25 protein-coding genes and 1 pseudogene are annotated in these 23,389 nt (G+C 69.5%); 6 read left to right on the forward strand and 20 right to left on the reverse strand.

What is annotated here, in order from left to right; all coding sequences use genetic code 11:
• The first annotated feature begins 5 nt into the window (after positions 1–5).
• Positions 6–1,064, forward strand: a complete 1,059-nt coding sequence (locus ACWDRB_RS44145; RefSeq protein ID WP_449904486.1) for a chromate transporter — start codon at positions 6–8, stop codon at positions 1,062–1,064.
• 229 nt (positions 1,065–1,293) lie between these two features.
• Entirely contained in the window at positions 1,294–2,337 is a 1,044-nt protein-coding gene (locus ACWDRB_RS44150; RefSeq protein WP_449904488.1) for a cupin domain-containing protein, read from the forward strand.
• Between the two features lie 13 nt (positions 2,338–2,350).
• Here the strand turns inward: ACWDRB_RS44150 and ACWDRB_RS44155 are convergent, their stop codons facing one another.
• The 8 genes from ACWDRB_RS44155 to ACWDRB_RS44190 all read right to left on the reverse strand — a co-directional run bounded on the left by ACWDRB_RS44155 (position 2,351) and on the right by ACWDRB_RS44190 (position 10,409).
• Complete coding sequence (locus ACWDRB_RS44155; protein ID WP_449904491.1) at positions 2,351–2,608, reverse strand: hypothetical protein; 258 nt, start codon at positions 2,606–2,608, stop codon at positions 2,351–2,353.
• Positions 2,609–2,628: 20 nt separating this feature from the next.
• Entirely contained in the window at positions 2,629–3,822 is a 1,194-nt protein-coding gene (locus tag ACWDRB_RS44160) for an Nramp family divalent metal transporter (RefSeq protein ID WP_449904493.1), read from the reverse strand.
• A gap of 355 nt (positions 3,823–4,177) precedes the next feature.
• Positions 4,178–4,750: a DUF6506 family protein gene (locus tag ACWDRB_RS44165; RefSeq protein ID WP_449904495.1), complete on the reverse strand. Its 573-nt coding sequence runs from the start codon at positions 4,748–4,750 to the stop codon at positions 4,178–4,180.
• A 117-nt stretch (positions 4,751–4,867) separates the two neighbouring features.
• Positions 4,868–5,956 carry a mandelate racemase/muconate lactonizing enzyme family protein gene (locus ACWDRB_RS44170; RefSeq protein WP_449904497.1) on the reverse strand — a complete coding sequence of 363 codons (1,089 nt, stop codon included), beginning with the start codon at positions 5,954–5,956 and terminating at the stop codon, positions 4,868–4,870.
• Between the two features lie 14 nt (positions 5,957–5,970).
• Positions 5,971–6,861: a carbohydrate ABC transporter permease gene (locus ACWDRB_RS44175; RefSeq protein WP_350737077.1), complete on the reverse strand. Its 891-nt coding sequence runs from the start codon at positions 6,859–6,861 to the stop codon at positions 5,971–5,973.
• Positions 6,858–7,781, reverse strand: coding sequence for a carbohydrate ABC transporter permease (locus ACWDRB_RS44180; RefSeq protein ID WP_449904499.1), 924 nt, complete (start codon positions 7,779–7,781; stop codon positions 6,858–6,860). The genes ACWDRB_RS44175 and ACWDRB_RS44180 overlap by 4 nt, the downstream gene beginning before the upstream one ends.
• Positions 7,781–9,133 (reverse strand): ABC transporter substrate-binding protein, encoded by a 1,353-nt coding sequence (locus ACWDRB_RS44185; protein ID WP_449904501.1) that lies wholly within the window; start codon positions 9,131–9,133, stop codon positions 7,781–7,783. Before ACWDRB_RS44185 ends, ACWDRB_RS44180 begins: the two co-directional genes overlap by 1 nt.
• Positions 9,120–10,409: an alpha-L-fucosidase gene (locus ACWDRB_RS44190; RefSeq protein ID WP_449904504.1), complete on the reverse strand. Its 1,290-nt coding sequence runs from the start codon at positions 10,407–10,409 to the stop codon at positions 9,120–9,122. Before ACWDRB_RS44190 ends, ACWDRB_RS44185 begins: the two co-directional genes overlap by 14 nt.
• A 134-nt stretch (positions 10,410–10,543) precedes the next feature.
• On the opposite strand from ACWDRB_RS44190, the gene ACWDRB_RS44195 reads away from it, so the two are divergent.
• Together ACWDRB_RS44195 and ACWDRB_RS44200 are read left to right on the forward strand one after the other, a co-directional pair.
• Positions 10,544–11,245 carry a GntR family transcriptional regulator gene (locus ACWDRB_RS44195; protein ID WP_449904507.1) on the forward strand — a complete coding sequence of 234 codons (702 nt, stop codon included), beginning with the start codon at positions 10,544–10,546 and terminating at the stop codon, positions 11,243–11,245.
• 83 nt (positions 11,246–11,328) lie between these two features.
• On the forward strand, positions 11,329–11,859 hold the full coding sequence (locus ACWDRB_RS44200) for a GNAT family N-acetyltransferase (RefSeq protein ID WP_449904509.1): 531 nt from the start codon (positions 11,329–11,331) through the stop codon (positions 11,857–11,859).
• 241 nt (positions 11,860–12,100) lie between these two features.
• Here the strand turns inward: ACWDRB_RS44200 and ACWDRB_RS44205 are convergent, their stop codons facing one another.
• The 6 genes from ACWDRB_RS44205 to ACWDRB_RS44230 all read right to left on the reverse strand — a co-directional run bounded on the left by ACWDRB_RS44205 (position 12,101) and on the right by ACWDRB_RS44230 (position 16,869).
• Complete coding sequence (locus ACWDRB_RS44205; protein ID WP_449904512.1) at positions 12,101–12,781, reverse strand: ABC transporter permease; 681 nt, start codon at positions 12,779–12,781, stop codon at positions 12,101–12,103.
• Positions 12,782–12,784: 3 nt separating this feature from the next.
• Positions 12,785–13,567: an ABC transporter permease gene (locus ACWDRB_RS44210; protein WP_449904514.1), complete on the reverse strand. Its 783-nt coding sequence runs from the start codon at positions 13,565–13,567 to the stop codon at positions 12,785–12,787.
• Positions 13,564–14,292, reverse strand: a complete 729-nt coding sequence (locus tag ACWDRB_RS44215; protein WP_449904516.1) for an ABC transporter ATP-binding protein — start codon at positions 14,290–14,292, stop codon at positions 13,564–13,566. Before ACWDRB_RS44215 ends, ACWDRB_RS44210 begins: the two co-directional genes overlap by 4 nt.
• 54 nt (positions 14,293–14,346) lie before the next feature.
• Entirely contained in the window at positions 14,347–15,000 is a 654-nt protein-coding gene (locus ACWDRB_RS44220) for a response regulator (RefSeq protein WP_449904518.1), read from the reverse strand.
• Positions 14,993–16,114: a sensor histidine kinase gene (locus ACWDRB_RS44225; RefSeq protein ID WP_449904521.1), complete on the reverse strand. Its 1,122-nt coding sequence runs from the start codon at positions 16,112–16,114 to the stop codon at positions 14,993–14,995. The genes ACWDRB_RS44220 and ACWDRB_RS44225 overlap by 8 nt, the downstream gene beginning before the upstream one ends.
• A gap of 107 nt (positions 16,115–16,221) precedes the next feature.
• Positions 16,222–16,869, reverse strand: coding sequence for a class I SAM-dependent methyltransferase (locus ACWDRB_RS44230; RefSeq protein ID WP_449904523.1), 648 nt, complete (start codon positions 16,867–16,869; stop codon positions 16,222–16,224).
• Positions 16,870–16,984: 115 nt separating this feature from the next.
• On the opposite strand from ACWDRB_RS44230, the gene ACWDRB_RS44235 reads away from it, so the two are divergent.
• Positions 16,985–17,539 carry a TetR/AcrR family transcriptional regulator gene (locus ACWDRB_RS44235; RefSeq protein WP_449904525.1) on the forward strand — a complete coding sequence of 185 codons (555 nt, stop codon included), beginning with the start codon at positions 16,985–16,987 and terminating at the stop codon, positions 17,537–17,539.
• On the opposite strand, the gene ACWDRB_RS44240 is transcribed toward ACWDRB_RS44235, so the two are convergent.
• The gene (locus ACWDRB_RS44240; protein ID WP_449904573.1) at positions 17,530–18,651 is read right to left on the reverse strand and encodes an MFS transporter; all 1,122 of its coding nucleotides are present in this window, start codon (positions 18,649–18,651) and stop codon (positions 17,530–17,532) included. The two genes, ACWDRB_RS44235 and ACWDRB_RS44240, sit on opposite strands and share 10 nt — an antisense overlap.
• 175 nt (positions 18,652–18,826) lie before the next feature.
• Here ACWDRB_RS44240 and ACWDRB_RS44245 point away from each other — a divergent pair, with 175 nt between their 5' ends.
• Entirely contained in the window at positions 18,827–19,957 is a 1,131-nt protein-coding gene (locus tag ACWDRB_RS44245; RefSeq protein WP_449904527.1) for an acyltransferase family protein, read from the forward strand.
• Positions 19,958–20,089: 132 nt separating this feature from the next.
• On the opposite strand, the pseudogene ACWDRB_RS44250 reads toward ACWDRB_RS44245, so the two are convergent.
• The 5 genes and pseudogenes from ACWDRB_RS44250 to ACWDRB_RS44270 all read right to left on the reverse strand — a co-directional run.
• A pseudogene (locus ACWDRB_RS44250) lies at positions 20,090–20,467 on the reverse strand (MerR family transcriptional regulator); the annotation flags it as partial.
• Positions 20,464–20,817 (reverse strand): hypothetical protein, encoded by a 354-nt coding sequence (locus ACWDRB_RS44255; protein ID WP_449904529.1) that lies wholly within the window; start codon positions 20,815–20,817, stop codon positions 20,464–20,466. The gene ACWDRB_RS44255 and the pseudogene ACWDRB_RS44250, both read right to left, overlap by 4 nt.
• Positions 20,818–20,905: 88 nt before the next feature.
• On the reverse strand, positions 20,906–21,403 hold the full coding sequence (locus ACWDRB_RS44260; protein WP_449904531.1) for a gluconokinase: 498 nt from the start codon (positions 21,401–21,403) through the stop codon (positions 20,906–20,908).
• A 68-nt stretch (positions 21,404–21,471) separates the two neighbouring features.
• Positions 21,472–22,566, reverse strand: a complete 1,095-nt coding sequence (locus tag ACWDRB_RS44265) for a D-2-hydroxyacid dehydrogenase (protein ID WP_449904533.1) — start codon at positions 22,564–22,566, stop codon at positions 21,472–21,474.
• A gap of 7 nt (positions 22,567–22,573) precedes the next feature.
• Complete coding sequence (locus ACWDRB_RS44270) at positions 22,574–23,290, reverse strand: FadR/GntR family transcriptional regulator (RefSeq protein WP_357754311.1); 717 nt, start codon at positions 23,288–23,290, stop codon at positions 22,574–22,576.
• Positions 23,291–23,389 lie beyond the last annotated feature (99 nt).

The following is a 23,389-nucleotide window of genomic DNA, read 5'->3' on the forward strand; positions in this document are numbered from 1 at the left end:
TCGCCATGACCACCGAAGCGACACACGACCTGATCCCGTTTCGGCAGGCCGTACGTGCCTGGTTCCTGATCTCGTTGCAGACGTTCGGCGGCCCGGCCGGGCAGATCGCCGTCATCCGCGTCGCCAGGCGCTCGCTCACCCATCCGGCGTTCGTCGCCGTCGCGGTGGCCGCCTTCGCCGCGCTGGCGCTGTTCGGCGTGCCCTTCCCCGTCGTCATCGTGGTCGCCGCGCTCATCGGCTGGACCGCTCACAAGCCGGCCCCTCAGATCTTCCAGAGCCGTGGGGGACATGGCGGCGACGGGGGACCGGCTCCGCTGATCTCCGACGACGCCCTGCACCACGCGCAGCCAAGCCGGCGCTCCGCGGGCAGGATCCTCGCCGTCGGGCTGGTGGCCTGGTGGCTGCCCGTGGCGGCGGTCGCGCTGCTCACCGGCACCGACAGCGTCTTCACCACCCAGGGCCTGTTCTTCTCCGGCACCGCGCTGATCACCTTCGGCGGTGCGTACGCGGTGCTGGCCTTCGTGGCGCAGCGGGCCGTGGAGACCTACGCCTGGCTGGCCCCGGGCGAGATGGTCCGCGGCCTGGCCATGGCCGAGACCACGCCGGGACCGCTGATCATGGTGGTGCAGTTCGTGGCGTTCCTCGGCGCGTACCGGGATCCCGGGGCGTTGTCGCCGTGGGGCGGCGCGCTGCTGGGGGCGCTGCTGACCACCTGGGTCACGTTCGTGCCGTGCTTCCTGTTCATCTTCCTCGGCGCCCCGTACGTGGAACGGCTGCGCCACAACGCCGCCATCAGCGCCGCGCTCACCGGCATCACCGCGGCGGTCGTCGGCGTCATCGCCAACCTGGCCCTCTACTTCGCCCAGCACACCCTGTTCGGCAGGACCTTCACCTGGGTCTGGGGGCCGTTCAACGTCCAACTGCCCGAGCTGGGGACGGTGAGCCCGATCGCCCTGGCGATCACAGCGGCCGCGCTGGTCATGACGTTCGCTCTCAAGTGGCCGATGCTGCGCATCCTGGCCATCTGCGCGGTGCTGGGCCTGGGCACGGTACTGCCGGCGTGAATCGCAGAGCCATGCCTTTCGGCCAGTCACACAACGTGGTCGAACGGGCGACACGCTGCATCACAATCCGCTGCAGCGGACACTTCATGCTTAACCTTGGAAAACGGGAGCGGGCGAAGGCCAACTCATAGACCACCGGCGTGGACGCGCCACGCGACCCGGGGCGACATTCTCGCGGTGGCACGCATTCGACCTTGAGCGTGCGGGTTGCGGCAACGAAGGGAAAGCCATGACGTACGCATCGCCGCACATCACCTCCTTGGCGACCGTGTCACCCGCATTCGAGAACGAGCTCGGCTCGGTCACCATGGTCGACGCCACCGTGCTGCCGATCCTCAACCGGCTCTCGCTCAAGCGCGTCGTCCTCGAACCCGGCGCGATCCGCGAGCCGCAGTGGAATGTCAACGCCAACCAGCTCGGCTACTGCCTTTCCGGCACGGTCCTGGTGTCGATCCTCGGCAACGCCGACGCCTTCTCCTCGTTCATCGTCAGCGCCGGTCAGATGTATCACGTCGAGTCCGGCGCCGTTTACCACATCGAGAACATCGGTGCCGAGCGCGCCGAGTTCCTCCTCGCACTGCGCAACGAGCGCCCGCAGCATTTCTCGCTGCACGACAGCTTCAACGCCATGACCGATGCGGTGCTCGGCAACACCTATGACCTGCCCTCATCGGCGTTCAACGCCTTCGAGCGGTCTCCGGCTCAGCAGATCGTCCGCCGTGCCGGTGCCGCCGACGTCCCGTCCACGGCCGGGCTGCCCAATGCTCACCTGTTCGACGCAGAAGGCCAGCACGCGCCGCTGTCCTACGCCTACGGTGACGCCCGCCTGGCCCGTAAGCAGTATTGGGCCGCCCTGGAGGACATCTCCATGTACTCCCTGCGCATCAGGGAGAGCGGGATGCGCGAACCGCACTGGCATCCGGTCACCGCCGAGATGGGATACGTCGAGAAAGGTCACGCGCGCATGCGCGTCCTGGACCCCGACAACACCCTCGACGAGTATCTGCTCGGCCCCGGCGACCTGTACTTCGTGCCGCGAGCCTTCCCGCACCATATCGAGGTCATCGGCGACGAGGACATCCACTTCCTCATCTTCTTCGATCAGCCCATGCCCGGCGACATCGGCTATCGGGCCACCGCGTCGGCGTTCTCCCGCGAAGTCCTCGCCGCGAGTTTCGGCATTCCCGAGCGTGAGCTTCCGCAATTCCCCTTCACACCGATAGACCCGCTCATCGTCGCCCGGGCCAACCCCAGCGATCCTGTGAGGCAATGACGGCCGGCGGCTCTCATCGCCAGTCTCGTTTCGGCGGCATGAAGAAAAGGGAACGGACCAGCTCCTTCCCTCCTATGATCGCCACGGCGAGCAGAATCGCGGCACACGTGAGCAGCAGCGTGAGGGTGAGCCATACGGTCGCACCGTAAATCGCACAGCCGACGGCCAGCCCGGCGAAGACGAAGAACTTGACCCGAATTCTGGCCAGGGAAATCGGAATCACCGTCTCGGGTGGGGTGCGGTCCTCGTCGGGCCCGGTGTGGTCGTGCATCGAAAGACCCCGTTCACAGGTCAGAACAGCAGGAGAACCGGCAGCGAACAGCCGAGAAGAGCGACGATCGCCGCGGCGGTGCCTGCGATCCAGGTCGTGTGCGGGGCGTTGACGAGCGGACCCATCAGCGACCGATCGCGGCAGAAACGGACGAGCAGGAACAGCACCACCGGCACGCCGAGGGAGATGACCACCTGGCTGAGAACCAGCAGGTCGGTCAGCGGCGCGCCGGAGAACAGCGCGAGGACGGCCGGCGTCATGGTCACGATCCGGCGCACGTGCACGGGCACCCGCCGGCCCAGGAAGCCCTGCATCACGATGTCGCCTGCGAGCGTTCCGATCCCGGAGGAGGAGATCCCGGACGACAGGAGCGCGATGGCGAAGGCGAGGGCGGCGGCTCCGCCTATCCGGGCGCCCAGTTCCGCATGGGCGGCCGGCAGGTCGCCGGCCCACGCACCGCCGGTCTCGGCGCCGAGCCCGGCGCCGAGGGCGATCATCGACACGTTGATGATCGTGGCGACGCCCAGGGCCAGTGAGCAGTCCAGGCGCAGGATCCGGCGGACGAGGTCCGGCTGCGAGCGGGCGGCAGCGGTCGTCATGCCGCGTCCCTGCACCAGCGCCGAGTGCAGGTAGACCGCGTGGGGCATGACCGTGGCGCCGACGATGCCCATGGCCAGGAGCAGCGCTCCCTCACCTCCTAGGCTCGGGATCAGCCCGGTGGCGAGTCCGCTCGCGGACTGGTTTCCCGTGACGATGATGTCGTACCCGATGCCTGCGCCGACGAACAGGAGAGCCGCGGCGCTCATGAGTTCGAACGGGCGGGTGCGGTCCTTGCGACGCAGTTCGAGCAGCGCGAGCGACACCGCCGCCGTCGCCACCGCCGACACCCCCACCGGCATGCCGAACAGGAGTTGCATCCCGATCGCCGCGCCTACGAACTCCGCGAGGTCGGTCGCGAGCACGACGACCTCGACCTGCAACCACAGCATGAGGCTGCCCGTCCGGGTGAACCGCTGCCGGCACAACTGCGGCAGGTTCTTCCCGGTCGCCATGCCGAGTTTCGCCGCCTGGAACTGCACGAGGATCGCGACGAGGCTGGCCGCCACGACGACCCATACCAGGGTGTAGCCCAGCGTCGCGCCCGCGGCGAGGTTGGTGGCCACATTCCCGGGGTCGACGTACGCGATCGCCGCGACGAAGGCCGGCCCCAGCATTTCCGGCCTCGTAGCGGTGGTGGCGGTGCGGAGTCTGCCGGACCACCTACGCGAATTCGTCGGCTGGAGGCGAGCAATCACCGAGCTTCCCTAATGATGATGAATTCGGCATTTTTCCGTGTCGCCAGAATCGGCATGCCGAGTCAGGGATACCCGCACAAAGAGGGTCGTGAAACACGATCATTTCACGAAAGGGATCGGATCGATATCGTGGGATTGCTAAATTGCCATCAATCCATTCGAAGAGCTCTATCTTCAGGTTTCCCTGCAAATCGAGGCGATCTGGGTATGTGGCACGGGGGCCTCAACCGGAACACCCGCCGGCCCCGTACTCGGCGGTGCCAGGCGCCCTCCTCTAACGCCGGTACGCGCTGACGCCGACCGGCACCCGGCCGTCCACGGCGCGGATGGCCGGCTCGGCACCCTCGGGCCCGGACCCGCCGTACAGCTCGATCAGCTGCAGCTCGCCGGCCATCTTCCCGGCCACCTCGCCGGCGACGGTCTCGTCGGGCACCGCCACAAAGGTCGTCCTGCCGCCGTCATCCTTCTCGTGCACCACCACGTCGACCGCCGGATCGGCGCCTTCGTGCACGATGATGAACGCCTCGGACAGCGTCTCCCCGGCCTCGAAACGGGTCTTGTACGAGGCCACGCCGGTCAGCGACTCGAACCCGTAGTAGATGGCCCCCACGGGGACCTTCCCACCGGCCGCCCGGCCGGCCGCGGCGTGCCAGACCGCGCCGAACCCGCCGCAGAGCTCGACCTGGGTCGCCCCTTCGCCGACCAGCCGGGACACGAGCTCGGTCAGCTGCCCTGGCTCGCCGACGGCCCGCACCCGCGTGCGCCCGCCCTCGTTCTGGATGGTCATGAGGTCGGTCCGCGGGTCGGCGCCGGTCTCCTCATAAATGATCACTCTGTCTTCGCTCATGTCTACGAGTCTGCTACCTCAACCAAACTTGAGGTCAACTCGGCGGACCCACCCTGAACCGTTCGGTGGTTCCGCTGCCCCAGGTCGCCACCCGTGTCATCGACCCCCTCGTCCCGCTCAGGCGACGCGGTGGTCGTCGAGGGCATCGGGATTCCAGTCGATCCCGATGCCGGGCATGTCGGGCGGTGTCACATGGCCCTCCTCGATCACCAGAGAGCTGCGGGTGATCGCCTGCAACTGCGGGATGTGCTCGACGTACATCCCGTTCGGCACGGCGGCGGCCAGGCTGACGTGCAGTTCCATGAGGAAGTGCGGGCTCACCGCGACGTTGAACGCCTCGGCGGCGTGGGCGACCTTCAGCCAGGGGGTGATCCCGCCGATGCGGGCCACGTCGACCTGCACGATGCCGACCGCGCCCGCGGCCAGGTAGTCGCCGAACCGCTGGACGGAGTAGAGGGATTCGCCGACCGCCACCGGCACCGAGGTGGAGGCGGCCAGCCTGCGGTGTCCGTGCAGGTCGTCGGCCGGCAGCGGCTCCTCGAACCAGGCGATGCCGAGCGGCTCGTAGGTCCGGGCGCGTCGGATCGCCTCCGCGGAGGTGAACGCCTGATTGGCGTCGACCATGACCTCGAAGCCCGGTCCCACCGCCTCGCGGACGGCCGCGAGCCGCTCGGCGTCCTCGGCGAGCGACGGCCTGCCCACCTTGATCTTCACCCCGCACAGCCCGGCCGCGGCCGCTCGCTTCGCGCCGTCCACCAGTTCCTCGACGGGCAGGTGCAGCCAGCCGCCCTCGGTGTCGTAGACGGGCAGCCGCTCGTGCGCGCCGCCTGCCATCTGCCACAGCGACTCACCGGTACGCCGGCCGCGCAGGTCCCAGAGCGCGGTGTCGACGGCGGCGAACGCCAGCGAGGTGATGGCCCCGACGGTGGTCGCGCGGGTCTGGTCGAGCATGTGCCGCCACAGCGCCTCCACCGGCCGGGCGTCCCGGCCCAGAAGCGCCGGGACCAGGTGGTCGGCGATGAGCGACATGACGGCCCGCCCGCCGGTCCCGATCGTGTACGAGTACCCGGTGCCGGACAGCCCGTCGGAGGTGTGCACGGTGACCAGCACCGTCTCCTGCTTGACGAAGGACTGCATCGCGTCGACGCGGACGGCCGCCGGTTGCAGGTCGACCAACTGGACGTCGATTCGTTCGATTCGGGTCATGTCATATGCCTTCTTCACTTGAGCGCACCCAGGGTGATGCCGCTCGTGACGTAGCGCTGGAAGATCAGGAAGAGGATGACGATCGGGAACGTCGCGATGACGAGGCCGGCGAAGAAGGCCCCCTGGTCGCTGACGAACTGGCCCTGGAAGGAGAGCAGGCCGACCGACAGCGTGCGGTTCTGCGGGCGGGTCAGCAGGACGACGCCGAACTGGACCTCGCTCCACACGAAGATGAGCCCGAGCAGCGTGACCGAGACGAAACCGCCCTTGCTGATCGGCAGGACCACGCGGAGCAGCGCGGCCAGCTCCCCGTAGCCGTCGATCTTGGCCGCTTCGAGCAGTTCCCGCGGTACGGCGGCGAACACCGACCGCATGATGAGGGCGATGGTGGGCGTCATGAACGCCGCGTAGACCAGCGAGATGCCCGGCACGCTGTTGAGCATCTGATACCTGCCCAGCAGCTCGAACGTCGGGATCAGCGCGACGACCAGCGGGACGCTCAGGGCGAGGACCATGACGCGGCTGACCGCGTTCGACAGGCCCCTGGTCGCGCGGGCCAGGCCGTAGCCGGCCAGGCTGCCGCAGGTCACGCCGATGGCCAGGCTGCAGAGTGCCACCAGCACGCTGTTGATGATGTACGTCGACAGCGGCGCGCCACCGACCACGCCCCGCCAGGCGTCGGCGTAGTTCGACAGCACCCACTCGCCGCCCAGCCCCAGCGGGTGGGCGTAGATGTCGCTGGTCGGGTGCAGCGACAGCAGCAGCATCGACACGAACGGCACGACCGTGATCGCCGTCCAGACCAGCAGGAGCGTGTAGCCGACGTACCAGAGCGGGCCGTGCCGCCAGGCAGATCGTCGCCGTACGGCCGGCCGTGCCCCGCTCGGGGTCCGCGGCGCCGTCATCGCGCGTCCAGGGTCTGCTGGCGGAAGGTCCGCATGACCATGATCCCGATGACGGCGACGATCAGGGTCGTGATGACCGCGGTGGCCGAGCCGTAGCCGTAGTCCTGGTCGACGAAGGACTGCTTGTAGACCAGCACCGGGAGGATGCTCGTGGAGTTGCCAGGGCCGCCCCGGGTCATCGCGTAGATGACGCCGAACGCGTTGAACGAGAACACCGAGGTCAACGTCGTGATCGTGCCCAGCATCGGCACGATGTTCGGCAAGGTGATCCGGAACAGCCGTCCGGCCGCTCCGACGCCGTCGATCGTGGCCGCCTCGTGCACCTCCTGGGGGATGGCCTCCATCGCGCCCAGCAGGATCAGCATCGCGTACCCGGTCTGCGTCCACACCGCGACGAAGATCGCCGCGTACAGCGCCGTCGAGGACGACGCCAGCCAGGCGTGCCCGTCTCCGAGCCCGATCAGGCCGAGCAGGGAGTTCACCACACCGGTCGTGGGCTGGAACGCGTTCGACCAGAAGATGCCCGCGATGCTGACCGGGATGATCACCGGCAGGAACCAGACGACCTTGAAGATCCGGGCGCCGGGGACCTTCCGGCTGATCGCGTTGGCCAGCAGACAGCCCAAGGTCACCGTGAACACCACGGTCCCGATGAAGAACTGCAGGCTGGTCCCGATGGACTGCCAGACCAGCGAATCGTGCAGAAGCCGCCGGTAGTTGTCCAGGCCGTGGTAGACGACCGCGCCGACGCCGTCCCAGGAACCGAGGCTGATGCGCACGGATCCGGCGATCGGGTAGGCGACGAGCGCGAGCAGCAGCACCAGGGCCGGGGCCATCGCCGCGATCGGGAAGATCCGCGCCCTCCGGCGGGGCGGCCGCGCCGTGGCGGCCGTCGCCAGAACGACTTTGTCGGCCGTCATCAGTCCGACGCCCCCGACACCTTGCCGGACTGCAGGTCCTCCAGCGCCGACTGGAACTGCTGCGCCGCCTGCTGCGGGGTCAGCTTGTCCGCCACGAGCTTCTGCAGCACCGGCACCGAGAACGCCTGCCCGAGGGTGGAGGGCACGGTCGAGTCCCAGATGTTGACCAATCCGACGGACTGCGACAGCTCGAACTGCTGCTGCACCAGGTCACCGAGGTTCGACAGGCTCGATGCGGGGATCGAGGTGAACACCGGGAGCGACCCGGTGGCGGCGATGACGCTGACCTGGTACTTGTCGGTCATGAAGAACTGGAGGAACTTCTTGGCCAGCTCCGGGTTCGCCGCCTTGGCCGGGACCACCAGGGTGTCACCGTTGAAGGCGTTGAACGGCGTCTTCCGGCCCGGGGTGAGCGGGGGCAGCAGGAACCAGCCCATCTCGAACGACGGCTTGGCCTCCTTCAGGCTCGCGTAGGTGTAGTTGCCGCCCTGCAGCATCGCGAGTTTCCCGCTGGTGAACAGCCCCTGGGCCTGGTCGGTGTCCATGCCGAGCATCCCGTTCTGGTAGATGCCCTTCTTCTGCCAGTCCTGGATCGTCTGGAGCACCTTCACGAAGCCGGGGTCGGTGTACTTGACGTTCGTGGGGGATCCGGGCTTGAAGTTGGTGAGCATGGCGGCGTAGTCGTCGGCCGACACCGCGGTGGGCAGCAGCGCGTCCAGCGTGTGCCCCAGGTCGTACGGGCTCGAACCGCCCACGCCGAATCCCTCGTAACCGGCGGCCTTGACCTTGCCCACCATGGACTCGAAGTCGGCGACGGAGGCGATCTGGTGGTCGGCCGGCTCGGGGATGCCGGCCTTCGCGAAGGCCGCCTTGTTGTAGTAGACGGGGTTGATGAGCAGTTGCTCGTAGAGGACGCCGTAGTGGCGCCCGTCGGTCGTGTAGTAGTCGACCTGGCTCTTGGAGTACTTGTCCGCCAGGCCCGCGGCCTTCCAGACGTCGTCCAGCGGGGTCAGCTGCTTGTTCTTCAGCAGCGCGGACCAGACACCCGTGCTGCGCTGCAGGTAGCCGATGTCCGGCGTGCCGGTCGAGCTGAGCAGGGCCACGTTGGGGCCGCGGGAGCTGCCGGAGTCGACGCCCTCGAAGGTGACCACCGTGCCCGGGTTGGCCTTCTCGAAGTCCTTGCCGACCTGCTGCATGGCGCTCGCCAGCGGTCCGGTGGGGATCTGGATCCGGAGCGACTTGCCGTCGCCGCCGCCCGGTCCGGTGCCGGTGCCGCACGCGACGCCGACGGCCGCGAGCAGGACGCCCGCGAGGACCGGCCTGACTGCCCTGAGAGTTCTAGAGAGTGGCACGGGACCCGTCCTTCCAGGGGGCTGACAGCTCTATGGCGATGACATCGATGAGCGCGCCGGTCGGTGGTGGCACGGTGATGAACAGCTCGCCGAGCGGCTCGTCGTCCGCGCCGTTCGCCTTGTGCACTTCCTCGTTGACGCTGTACGGCAGCTGTTGCTCGGTGCCGAGCAGGCGGACGCCGACGACCGAGCCGATGGGAACGTTCCGGACGATGAGCACCTCCTGCGGCTGCAGCAGCAGGTGGAGGTAGACGTTGTTGCCGCGCTGCGTGGCCGGGCCGTGGAAGTCGAGGCGTTCCGGCGCGGGCGCGGCCCCGACGATGCTCTCGCCGTGGCCGGCGAGCCAGCTGCCGAGCTGCTTGAGCGTGGCGACCTCGGTCGGCACCAGCGACCCGTCACCCCGCGGACCGATGTTGAGCAGGAGGTTTCCGCCCCGGGAGACGACCTCGCTCAGGTAGGAGGCGAGCAGTCGCGGGCTCTTGTAGTCGAGGTCGTCGGGCCGGTACGCCCAGCTCTCGCTCATGGTGAGACACAGCTCCCACGGTCCGCCCGGAGGCCGGCGCGGCATGCCCTGTTCGGGGGTCGCGTAGTCGCCCTGACCCGGCAGCCGGTCATTGATGATCACGTCCGGCTGCAGGGATTTGATCAGCTCGCGCAGCTCGGCGGCGTGCCACTCCTCCGCGGTGCGTTCCCACTCCCCGTCGAACCACAGCAGGTCGATGGTCCCGTACTCGGTGAGCAGTTCGGTGAGCTGCCCCTTGACGTAGTCGAGATAGCGGGCCCACTGCTCGGGCGCGGGCCGCCGGTAGCGTTCGTGCGGGTAGGGACGATCGGCGTCGGTGAACGCCGGGTAGTCGGGATGGTTCCAGTCGAGCAGCGAGTAGTAGACGCCGACGCGCAGGCCCTCGGCGCGCAGCGCTTCGAAGAACTCCCGGGTGATGTCACGTCCGTACGGCGACGCCGCGACGGAGAACTCCGACTGCCTCGTGTGGTACATCGAGTACCCGGCGTGATGGCGGACGGTGAAGACCACGTAGCGGGCACCCGCGTCGCGGGCGAGCCGCGCCACGGCTCGCGGGTCCCAGCGCCGCGGGTCGAACGTGGCCGCGCTCGACTGGTACTGCGTGATCGTGATGTCGGCTTCGGGTTCTGTCCGGCCCGGAAGGATCGAATGGCCAACCAGGGGCCAGCCGATCTCCACGCCTTGCTGACTCGCATGGTCCCAGTGCACGAACAGGCCGAAACCCGCGTCACCGAACCAGCCGGGAATGGTCACGAGCTCATCCTTCTGCGTTGGGCGAGCTTGCCCAGATCGGATACGATACGATTTGCACGAGGATGCAGGGCGTTTCGGGCATGTGTCAACCACGAGCGGCGAAGATGTCCGCGGTGGTCTCAGATGGAGGGACGATGGGTGACTCCGCGCCGGTGGCAGGCGCATCCAGCGGCTCGGGCTCCGACGAGCCGGCCAAGGTCAGCGTGCGCGAATCGGTCTTCCAGGCGCTCAAGGCCCGGCTCATGGATCACGACCTGGAGCCCGGGACGAAGCTGTCGATCGACGGGCTCTCCCGCGAACTCGACGTGTCGCAGACGCCGGTCCGCGAAGCGCTCGCGCGCTGCGAGTCGGAGGGGCTCGTCGTCCGCCGGCCGAACGCCGGCTATCTGGTGGCTCCGCTGCTCGACCGGGCCGCCCTCGACGACCTGTACGACGTTCGCCTGCTCCTCGAACCGTCCGCTGCCGCGCGTGCCGCACGGCATGCCACGGCCGTCGAGGTGGCCGCCATGCGGGAGGCGCTGGAGCAGATGATGTCACCGCTGCTCGGCGACACCTACGAGGCCTACCGTGGCTTCGCGGAACTGGACGCCCTGTTTCACAACGCGATCGCCGAGGCCAGCCGCAGCCCGCTCATCGCCGACACGCTGCGCAGGTTCCGCGCGCACACCCATGGTTACCGCCTCTACTTCCGCCACGGGATCGCCACCCACGCCGCCGATGAGCACCGCGCGGTGCTCGACGCCATCTGCCGCAAGGATCCCGAGGCGGCGGCGAGCGCCATGACGGCGCACCTCGAGGCGTCGCGGTCACGCCTGACGAGCGCCTACGAAGCCTGACCCTGCCAGGTCCGCGGAGAGTGCGGCGTCGCGGGCCAGGGGCACCGCAAAATGCCTGATCAGAGGCTGCTATCCTCGCCCGCATGCCCGAACTGATCACACCCACACGTCGACTCCAGTCCTCATGGCTCGCGGCGCGTGACGAGTGGCCTCCAGGCGCCCATCAGGACGGGACCGGCTTGCGCCTCGCACCTGAGGCCGAGTTGGACAGCCCCGAGGTCTTCTCGGCGTGGGTCAAGGAACTGCGGCAGCAGTCGGACAGGTCGGTCGCCTTGGGAGACGGGAGCGTCCACGCCACCTACTGGTGGATCGTCGAGGACGACGACTATCTGGGAGCCATCGATCTGCGGCACTACCTGAACGCCGTCCTCCTCGATATCGGCGGGCACATCGGCTACAGCATCCGGCCCTCTGCCCGAAGGCGTGGCCTGGCCACGTGGGCCCTCGGGGCGGTTCTGCCCGAGGCGCGTGCGTTCGGTATGGATCAGGTCCTGGTCACCTGCGACGACGACAATGTCGGATCGGCGCGCAGCATCGAGCGCAACGGTGGCGTCCTGGAGGATGTCCGCACCACGGAGGTGGGCGTCAAGCGCCGCTACTGGATCACTCTGTAGGCAGTGGTTCGGGGCCGACGTGCTGGCGGGCATGGGTGAGGTGTGGACGCCCGAGCTTCGCAGATCGGTGATGGCCCGGCTGCGGGCCGGGTCCGGGCCGAGGACGCGCACCGTTCACGAGTACGTCCTGGGTATCCACAAGACGCCCGGGACGTATCGGTCGGGACGGCGGACGGAGTTGCGCAACGACCGGGCCGCCGCCGAGTTGCTCGTGATCTTGTCCGGTGCCCGATTCCTCGCCTCAGGCGTCCCGCTGGGCGAAGGCGAGCGCGGCGCCGGCCAGCCCGACCGCCAGCCACGCCCCCAGCACCAGCCCGCCCTCCACCGGCGTCAGCCCTGGCCCTTGCAGGTACATCCGCGCCCCCGCCGTGCTCGGCAGGTAGCCGGCAAGGGTGGTGACGCGGCCCAGGACCGGCGGCAGGATCAGGACCAGCACGAGCGCGGCGCCGAGCGCGGCGACGACCTCCCTGGTCAAGGTCGCCGCCACCGCCCCGAGCAGGCCGATCAGCACCAGATAGGCGGCGGCGGGCAGCAGGCCGGCGACGTCCACCTCGGCGCCGTCGGCGAGGCGGGCGGCGAGCGCGGCGCCGGTGACCGTGAGCAGGGCGGTGCAGGACGCGACCACCAGGTACGCGATGAGCTTGCCCACCATGAGCGGCATCCGCCCCGGGACGGCGGTGAGGGTCGTACGGATCTGGCTCCCGGCGTACTCGGACGCGACCGACAGGACACCGAGCACGAGCAGGCCGGCCTGGGCGTAATCGACGCTCCTGAACGCCGACGCCATCGCGGACGGCGGCCCGGCGGCGATGACGGCGGCGAGCCCGGCCGGGACGAGGACGGTCGCGCAGACCGCGGCGAGCGCGGCCGGGAGGGTGACGAGCTTGATCACTTCGGCGGCGACAGTGTTGCGCAGGCCCATGGGTCACGCGTCCCTTCGGACGAACACGCCCGCGGCCACGGCGAGCAGCACGGCCGCCCACGCCGCCATGACCAGGCCGCCGGTCGCCGGCTCGAATCTGACCTCGGCCGGGTAGCTCCTGACGAACATCTGCGCGCCGGCCACGTCCGGAAGGTACTTCGCCAGCGAGGTGACCTTGCTCAGCAGGAAGGAGACCGACACGACCGAGGTGTTGACGATGAACACGACCATCGGCACGACGCCGGCGCGGGTCATGACCGTGACGGCGAAGGCGATCAGCGCGGTGAGAACCCAGTAGACGACGGCCCCGAGCGGCCGCCAGCCGAGCGCCGCCAGCACCGCGCCGGGCGAGCCGGCATGCCCGCCGAGCAGGGCCGGCGAGATCAGGATGCCGGCGCCGATCGTGACGATCGCGAGGGCTCCGCTGACGAGGGCGAGCACGATCGCCTTCGCCGCCAGCAGGACGCCGCGGTCAGGGGTGGCGGTGAGGGTGACCGCGATCTGCCTGCCGCCGCCCGCGTCCTTGGTGGTGGAGGTGTACTCGCTGCTGATGATGACGACCCCGAGCACGATCACGCTGATGACGCCGAAGGCCGCCATCTCCAGGACGAGGTCGAGCGTGCGGCCGTCCTCCGGCATCCCGCCGTCCAGCCTGCCGCGCCTGCTCGCCATGGCCATGGCGGTGAACATGAGCGTCAGCCCGGTGCCGGCCACGGTCGCGACCAGCGCGGCGGGCAGCAGGACGAGCTTCCTGAGCTCGGCGGCGATGGCGTTCAGCACGGTCACGACCTGCTCTCGGCGTCGCCGGAGCGGTGCGCCGGATCGGTCAGGGCGAAGAACGCCTCCTCCAGCGAGGCGTGCCCGGCGATGACCTCGGCGAGCGGCCCGGAGGCGACGGTCCGCCCCGCGCTGATCACGATGAGGTCGTCGGCGACCTCGGCCATCTCGCTCATCAGGTGGCTGGAGATCAGCACCGTGCCGCCGCCCTTGGCGTACTCCTTCAGCAGCCGCCGCATCCAGCGGATCCCGTCGGGGTCGAGGCCGTTGACCGGCTCGTCGAGCACCAGCGCCGTGGGTTCGCCGAGCAGCGCCGCCGCCAGCCCGAGCCGCTGCCCCATGCCCAGCGAGAACGTGCCGACCCGCTTGCCCGCGACGTGCTCGAGCCCGACCTCCGCCAGCGCCCGCGCCACCCGGTGCTTGGGGATGCCGTTGCTGCGCGCCACCCAGGACAGGTGGGCGCGCGCGGTGCGGGAGCGGTGCGCGCCGCTGCCCTCCAGCAGCGAGCCGACCGTGCGCAGCGGGTCGCGCAGCTTGCGGTACGGCAGGCCGCCGATCATTGCGGTGCCCGCGTCGGCGCGGTCGAGGCCGAGCAGGATGCGCAGCGTGGAGGACTTCCCCGCCCCGTTCGGGCCGAGGAACCCGGTCACCCGCCCGGGCGCGACGGCGAAGGAGACGTCGCTGATGGCGACTTGGGCGCCATGACGTTTGGTGAGGCCGACAACTTCGATCATGGACTGCAGCGTTCCAGCCGGGGCCGGACGGCCGCATCGGCCAAAGGTTGACAGCTACCGCAGGCCGTCCACGAAGCCGGACTCGTAGGCCAGGATGACGAGCTGGGTGCGGTCGCGCACGCCGAGCTTGAGGAAGAGCCTGCTCAGGTACGTCTTGACGGTGGCCCGGCTGAGGAACAGGGCGGCGGCGATCTCCTCGTTGGACATCCCCTGGACGACCGCGGCCACGACGTCGCGCTCGCGCTCGGTCAGCCCGGCCAGGCGGGCCGCGTCCGGGCGGGGGCGGGCGTAGCCGGCGATCAGCCGCCTGGTCACCTCGGGGGCGAGCATCGCGTTGCCGTGATGAACGGTGTGGACCGCCCTGAGGATCTCGTCGGTGCCGGCGTTCTTCAGCAGGAAGCCGCCGGCGCCGGCGCGCAGGGCCTCGAAGACGTACTCGTCCAGGTCGAACGTCGTCAGGATGACGACCTTGACCTCCGGGCGGGCCGCGCAGATGGCTCGCGTCGCCTCCAGACCGTCCATGACCGGCATCCGGATGTCCATCAGCACCACATGGGGGCGCAGCCGTGCGGCGGCCGCGACCGCCTCCCGGCCGTCACGCGCCTCGCCCGCCGCCGTCAGCGCGGGGTCGGAGTCGACGAGCTCCACGAGCGAAGCCCGCAGCAGATCCTGGTCCTCGGCGACCAGCACCCTGATCGGCTCAGCCACGCGCCACCTCCGGCATCGGGATCACGGCGCGCAGCTCGAACCCGGCCCCCTGCCGGCGTCCCGCCGTGAAGTCGCCGCCGAGCAGCTCGACCCGCTCCCGCAGCCCGACCAGCCCGAACCCGGGCTCACCCCGCCCGGCGAACGCGCCGCCGCCGTCGTCGACGACCGCGACGCGTAACTCGCCGTCCACGCCGCTCACCGTGACCGTGCAGCGCGCGCCCGGGGCATGGCGGGCGACGTTCGTCAGCCCCTCCTGGACGATCCGGTACGCCGCCAGCCCGGCTCCCGCCGGAACCCCCTCGGCATCCGTCACCGTCAACGTCACCGGAACGCCGCCCTCCCGCATCCGGTCCGCCAGCGCGGCCAGATCGCCGATCCCCGGCGGCGGACGGCGTTCGGCGGGCTCGTCGCTCTCACGGACGGCGCCGAGGGTCGTCCGCAGTTCGTCCATCGCCTGCCTGCTCACCTGCTCGATCTGGCCGAGCCTGACGCGCATGCGCCCCATGTCGTCCGCGCGGGCCGCGACCCCGGCGGTGACGGAGATCGTGCCGAGCGAGTGGGAGACGACGTCGTGAACCTCCCGCACCACGCGCAGCCGCTCCGCCGTCACGGCCCCACGCCGCTCGGCCAGCATCGCGTGCTCGGCCTCCAGCGCCGCGCGGCGCGTCGTGGCGCCCAGCACCCAGGCCGAGGCCAGCGCGAACAGGCTCAGCATCGTGTAACGCACGGCGCTCCCCGCGTCGGCGGTCCCCAGGAACGCCACCGCCGCGATGGTCACCCCCGTCGCCGCCACCACGGTGTTGAGGGACCTGGCGGTGCCGTACCTGAGGGCGACGCGGTAGAGCACCCACGCCGAGGCGACGAACGGGTCCAGCGTCATCCCGAACGCGGCACCCGCCAGGGTGACGGCGCCGACGACGCCCAGCGCGACGAACGGCCGCCGCCCGCGCAGCAGCATGCCGACGACCAGCAGCGCGATCAGCCCGGCGTGGACCCAGGCGGCGCGGCCACCATTGTCGATCGGCAGCCAGAACGCCAGGACGCACAGCGCGACAGCCGCCAGGTCCCAGCCGGTGGAGCCGGACCGGTCGGGATCGAACCAGTGCTGAGCCATACCGCAGACCCTAACGAGCCCGCGGCTCCGCACGTCCGGTCCTTCCGGTGGCTGTCGGCCGGCCTCCCCGTGGTCAGCACGCCGCTGAGCCTGTTGGTGACTCCGTTCTATGGCCGTGTGGCGCGGACGTAGGAGAGGAGGTACGGCAGGCGGCCCTCTGATTCCACCTGGAAACCGGCGTCGGGGATCATGGTGCCGAGAAGGTCACGAGGGTCGTGCCGCATGGCGGGGCCGCTGAGGGCGCCGATGAGGTGTCTGGCCAGGGGGTTGGCAGGTGGGCGGAATTCGGCGATGAGCAGGCGGCCGCCGGGCCGCAGCACGCGGAACATCTGGCGCAGCGCCTCGGGCCGGGCACCGGCGGGGATGTGGTGGACGGCGAAGCTGGAGACCACCAGGTCGAACGAGCCGTCGGGGAACGGCAGGTCCTGGCCCTCGCCTTCCACATAGGTGCAGTTGGCCGAAGCGTGCCGGGTGGCGTAGTCGATCATCGCGGGGGAGGGGTCCACGCCGGTGACGTGGCCGCTGGGCGTGACGACCGGGGCGAGGATCCGGCTGAGATATCCGGTGCCGCAGCCGACGTCCAGGACGCGATCGCCTGCTCGTGGTCTGGCCGCTGTCGCCACGCGGGTGAAGGCGGCGCGGCGGCCGCCCAGGAATCCGATCGAGACGAGGGCCTCGTAGGCGCGCGGGTGGTCGATGGTGCCGCCGGCGTCGGCGTGCTCTTCGTGGGTGTGCAGGAGCTTTCCCAGACCCATGGCATTGCCTCCCAATGATGAACAAGGTGTTCAGTTATGAATGATGCGTTCATAATGGTGAGGGGGCAACGAGCAGGTCGGCCGTGTTGTGCGGTACCGAACAGAGGGTGGGGAAGTGTCCGGAGACAGGCGGGTTCGGCGTACCCGGCGGATCGTCCAGGAGGCGCTGGTGGCGCTGATCCTGGAGAAGGGGTATGACGCGGTGACCGTCACCGACATCATCGAGCGCGCGGACGTGGGCCGGTCCACGTTCTACTCGCACTTCACGGACAAGCAGGACGTGCTGTTCAGCAACCTCGACGAGCTCGCGTTCCTGCATCCCGTGCCGGCAGCCCGGTCGGGGGAGCTCTTCGCGTTCAGCCTGCCGATGTTCGAGCACGTGCGGGAGCAGCGGCGGCTCGTGCGTGCGCTCCTGGGGCGGCGGGGCGGCGGCCAGGTGTACGCGCGCGGCGAGCAACTGCTCTCGGCCGCGGTCAGGAACGAGCTCGTGGCCGCGGGCGCGCGGGTGTCGGCCTCGCTGGACCTGCTGGTGGTGTGCGTGGTCGGCGCGTTCATGGGGCTGATGCGGGCGTGGGTGGACGGCGAGAGCACCGCTACGCCCGCCGAACTGGACGCGGCCTTCCGCGCGGCGATCGAGCCGGGCGTGCGGGCGGCGCTGGGTCAGGAGTAGCTGAGGGTGAGGGGCACCACCAGGAAGGCCAGAGCCGCGGTCCAGAACGCGCCCGCACCCGGGGCGCCCGCCAATGAGCCGAACATCGCCGCCAGGCCTGGGACGACGGGTTGGGCGACACCCCAGGACGATCCCTGGAAGGCGAACCAGCGCGGCCGTTCGGGCTCGGGTGCGGCGTCGGCGACGAGGGTCTGCCAGCGTCCGAGCAGCAGTCCGTTGGCGGCCGTGGACGCGAGGTAGGCCGCCGCGGTCAGCCCCGGCCGTTCGGTGAGCGCCATGGTCAGGGCGAGCAGGCCGAGCAGCACGGCGCCGCCACCGAGCACGATCCCGTGACCCAGGCGTGCCAGCCGTCGCCCGCCTGCCCACAGCGCGAGCGGGCTGAGCACCGCCGCGCCGGCGAGGGTGAGCCCGGGTGCCCAGGCAGGGGCGCCGCGTTCGAGCAGGGCCAAGGGGATGAACATCATCACGGCCAGACAGCCCACCGCGAAGGCGGTGCTGGCGAGGGTCAGCCGGAGCAAGGGGGCGGGAGGCCGCCAGCGTCGTTTCGGCGCGACGGCCCGTTCCTCGCCGCGTGGGAGGAAGCGCACGGCGACTCCGGCGGCTACCAGGCACGTGACCGCATCCGTGATCACCAGCCACCGCACGCCCAGAGGCAGCAGGACGGCGGCGAGCAGGCCGGCCATCGCCCCTGCCGCCGACAGGCAGACTCCGAGCAGGGCGTACACCTGCTGCCGCCGTGCTCCGGTGGCGACGCGGGCGATGAGCTCCTGGGTGGCGGGCTCGTACAGCTCGAACGCCAGACCCACGAGGACGACCGCTCCCAGCATGTGCGGCGGGGTCCGGGCGGCGGCGAGGGCCAGCAAGGACAGGCCGGTCAGGCCGAGGCCCAGGCCGAGGACCGTCCGTGGCGGCATGCGGTCCAGGAGGAAGGCCCCCATCCAGCGTGAGATCAAGGCGGCGATCCCGAAGCTGGCCAGCGCGGCGGGTGCGAGCTCGGGGCCGGTGAGCACCGCGAGAAAGGCCAGGGCATAGGAGCCGAGCTGGTTGAGCACCCGTATCCAGAGCAGCGTCTTCGCTGCTGCCGGGAACGGCTCTCGCTGCTTCTTGCCCATGAACACCGACGCAGGCTACCCGGCCGCTCCGACAAAAGGCTTCCTGACGCCGGCCTTGACGGCGCGATGTGGCGTTGGATCATCGCTCCGATACGTTTGGCATATGGTGACGGCCCCTCCGAAAACTCCTCAAGCCGCGCATACTGCGCCTACCCGACTGGCGTGGCTGGACGCGTTGCGTGGCGTCGGGGCGCTCGCGGTCGTGGGGGAGCACCTGACGACCTGGGCCATGCCCTGGTTGCGCCCCACCTCGTTCAACCTGGGCGTGTACGGCGTCTTGGTCTTTTTCCTGGTCAGCGGGTACATCATCCCGGCATCGCTGGAGCGGCAGGGCGGCGTGCGCGCCTTCTGGATCGGTCGCCTCTTCCGCCTCTATCCGCTCTACCTCGCGGTCATCGCCGTGGTGCTGGCCCTGTCGTGGTGGATCCCCGTACGCGACGAGGTGCCCAGGGAGGCCGCGTCGGTGGCCGCGCACGCGACGATGCTGATGGACGCGATCGGCGTGGCCGGCGTGCTGAACACCATGTGGACGTTGTCGTACGAGATGGTCTTCTACCTGCTGGTAGCCGCGCTGTTCGTGACCGGCGTGCGTGACCGCCACGCTCTGCTCCCGGTCCTGTTCGGGCTGATCTGCGCCGTCACCGGCCTGACTCTGTCCGGTGCGTCGCTGTCGGGCGGGTGGCTGGCCTGGCTGTCGTTCGCCGTGTTCGTCATCGGTCTGGCGGGTGTGATCTCCGGACGCGCGATCACCGCTGGATCCTGTGCGCTGGGCGTCATGGCGCTGGCTCTGGTCCTGGTGAGCAGCCGCGTCCCGTGGTTCGCCGCCGCGATCCTCGCGGTCATGTTCGCCGGTACGGCGATTCACCGGTGGGAGCGCGGCGACGGCCGGCTGTGGCCGGTGGCCGTCGCCGCCGTCCTGGTGACGGCGACGCCTCTGTGGGCGATCAACGCGGGATGGTGGTGGGTTCAGCCTGATGTGTGGAGCCTGACCATCGTCCTGGCGGGCGCCACCTTCGCCGCTGCCATGGTCTGGCGCACGCGCCGCGTGCCCGTCTTCCTCACCTGGCTCGGGACGATCAGCTACTCCCTCTATCTGGTGCACCTGCCGATCCTGCTCGTCGTCATGCAACTGGCGGGGGAGATGCGCTGGTCACCCCTGCCCCTGCAGATCGGCATCAGCGTGCTCTTCCTCGGTGTGCTCCTCCCGGCCAGCTGGCTGAGCCACCGATTCGTCGAGCGCCCCCTGCAGCGATTCGGCCGCCGCCTGGCTGACCGGCACTCCTCCGCGGCGCCCGTACTCACGTGAGGACCACCGGGTCGGGTGAGGCTCGGCGGCATCGGCATTCCTTTCGGTGAGCTCGGCATACGGCAGCGGGCAGTCAGGGCAGGTGCAGTGCATCAGACTGGTGCAGCGGGCTGCGATCACCTGCCCGAGCGTGTCCCGGATGGTGGTCAGGTCGGCGATCTTGCGATCTATCTCGGTCATCTTGGCCTTCGCCCGCTCTTGCAGGTCAGGGCTGGGATGGCTGCGCCGTCCCGTCTCGAGCAGCTCAGCCACCTCCTCCAGGGTGAAGCCGAGCCGCTGGGCGGCTTTGATGACGCCCAGCAAGGTGACCGTCTCGGGCGGGTAGGCGCGATGCCCGCCGGGGCTCCGGTCCGGCTTGGCGATCAAGCCCCGGCGCTCGTAGTAGCGCAGTGTCTGGATGTTGACCCCGGCGAGCTCGGCTACTTGCCCGGTGCGCAGGTGGACGGATTCGGTCGGCTGCGTCGCGGTGATCTTGGAGCGGTTGCCATAGGGGTTCGAGCCGGATGTCATGTCAGGCCGGCCGCCGCTTCAGCCCGCGCCTGCAGGGCGTCCAGGACCTTTAGGTGCTGCTCGGGCACCCGTACCTCCAGACCCATGACGCCATCCGCGATGGTGAGGGTGAAGGAGAAGAACGAGCAGCAGCCGCTTTCGCGAGCGGCCAGCTGCGAGGCTCGGCCGGCGTTGTCCGGAGCGAAGACCAGATCAAGGAGCAGCCGGGTACGGTCCGGCCGCCGGACCGCCTGCACAGCCTCAGCGAACAACGCGTCGAACTCGGCCACGCGAAGCGGCTGCTCGGCGGTGGGCAGCGTGCACGCCGACGGCACCCACTGCTGGTCCAGGGTTATGGCCTCTCGTGTCATGCCTCGACGGTAAACCCGTACCTGGGTACCGAATACAAGTACTTCGACGAGCACCGTCCACGCCGAACGCTCATCCGCTGCCTGGCGCTCAGCAGGGCGGGACGCGGGAGTCGCGCGGCAGGATCTCCTCCATGAGGTTCGCGACCACGCGGTCCGGCTCATGAGTGCAGTCCACGCGGAACCCCGGTTCGTCCGCCTCCAACGGCTCGAGGGTTTTCATTTGCGAGTCGAACAGCGCCCCCGGCATGAAATGCCCGGTGCGTGCCTCGACGCGACGGGCGATGAGGTCCGGCGGGGCATGGAGCTCGACGAACACCGCACTCGGGGCCTCGGCGAGAATGGTCTCCCGGTATTTTCGTTTGAGCGCCGAGCACGCGACCACCGCCCCTTCCGCTCGTAAGCCGGCGAGAGCGCCTCCGACCGCTACGAGCCACGGGAAACGGTCGTCGTCCGTGAGCGGGACGCCCGAAGCCATCTTGGCCACATTGGCCCGCGGATGGAGGTCGTCGCCGTCGAGGAAAGGCACTCGCAGCCGCTCGGCGAGTAAGCGGCCGACGGTGGTCTTTCCGGCCCCGGACACGCCCATCACTACAACAAGTGGTCGCAGCGGAAATCCCCTTCCTCGGTCTGATCGGCCGATATCGACCCGAGGCATCAGTAGAACTCGACCGTGTCGACGACGTTCACGAGCTCGTGCCCGTCCAGCAGCCGGGTGGCGTTGTCGGCGAACAGCTCCACGACGGCCGTCTCCTCGTCGACCGCGAGAGCCGCGGTGTGCGGACTGATCAGGACGTTGGGCATTCCCCAGAGCGGGCTCGCGGCGGGCAACGGCTCGACCTCGAACACGTCGAGTGCCGCGAACCCGATCCGCCCGTCCTCCAGCGCCGCGCTCAGAGCCGGCTCGTCGACCACGCTGCCGCGGCCCACGTTCACGAACGTGACCCCGCGTTTGACCCGCGCGAGCAGCCGTTCGCCCACGATCCGTCGCGTCAGGTCGGTGCCCGGCAGCGCGGACACGATCACGTCCATCTCGCCGACGACGTCGTCCAGTTCGTCGATGCTCACGAACCTGTCGACGTCCAGGTGTTTGGCGTCGGCGTGGCGTGAGGTCGCCGTGACGCTCATGCCGAGCGCGGAGAGAGAGCGGGCGACGGCCCTGCCGATCCCCCCGAAGCCGAGGATCAGCACCTTCTGCCGGGAGATCTGCCGCGACATCCACCGTTCGCCCCACTGGCGCCGGCTCTTCTGCCGCAGCAGCCGGGGAAGATCCTTGGCGCCGCAGAGGACGCCCAGCACCACGAACTCGGACAGCGGCGATCCATGCACGCCCGCCGACGTGGTGAACGTGACCCTCTGGAAGTGCGACGGGCTCAGCCCGGCCTTCCCGACCTGCTGGCCGCCGCCGGCGGAGGTCGTGTGCACCCACTTCAGGCGCGGATTCGACTGCACCGTACGGGCCAGCGCCGCAGGATCGACGTCAGGGATCCCCAGCAGCGCGTCGGCGGAATCGAGGAGGGCCTCGAATCTTCGCTGCTGCTCCGGAGTCCGCCGAAACCCGGGATCGCCGGAGAAGTCCGCCTGGTGCCGGGCGGGCGGCAGCAACGAGGGATCGAACAGCAGGGTCACGCGCGGTTCGCGTTCCAGGATGAGCTGGTAGGACTCCTCGTGAAGGGGGTTGGCGACGGCTACCCGAAGGTTTTTCCGGCCAGGCGGGAGTCGGTCCCCGTCCGGCTTCTTGTGATCGCTCACTCGCCGATCAGCTCTCGACGAAGAGTCGCTGGGCGCGTTTCCACGCCTCTACGGAAGTGTCCATGTGCACCTTCATCGCGTGACGCGCCTTGTCGGGGTCACGCTGCTCGACCGCTCGCAAGATCTCCGTGTGCTCCTTCAGCGCAAGTGAGATCGCGCCAGGCAGACGATCGGTCAGCTGGCGCGCGTTCAGAAGAAGATCCCCCACACCCTCGAGCACGTTGCGGAACGCCACGTTGTGGCTCGCGACCGCCAGCGCCGCGTGGAAGGCGACGTCGGCGCGGTAGGCGCCCTGCCCGTCCCGGTGCGCGCGTTCGTAGTCGTCGAGGGCGACGCCGATCGCCTCGAGGTCGGCGGGACTCGCCTCGGTCGCCGCCCGCTCGGCGATCGCGGTCTCCAGCACGCGCCGCAGCTCATAGATGTCCCCAACGGCCTGCCCCTCCAGTAATGCGGAGATCGCCGCCGCCTCGACCGCCTCTTCGATCGGGACGGAGGTCACCCGCGCTCCGACGCGTGGGCGCACGTCGAGGTAACCCATGGTCACAAGCGATTGGACCGCCTCCCGGACGGTGTTGCGGCCAACCCCGTAAGCCTCCATCAGCTCCTTCTCGCCCGGCACCTTCGAGCCCGGTGGATACTGGCCACTCTTGATCTTGAACAGCAGGTCGTCGGCGATCGAGGCCGACAGGTTCCTCCTGGTCACCTTGACACGAGGTTCGATCATGTGATCTACTCCATTCATCCTACAAATAGGATTATTCGGATTCTAGCGAGAATCCCCTTCAACAGCAAACTCCCCGGGCCTGCTCGATTCGTGGCGCTA

It is taken from the genome of Nonomuraea sp. NPDC003707, assembly GCF_053587055.1.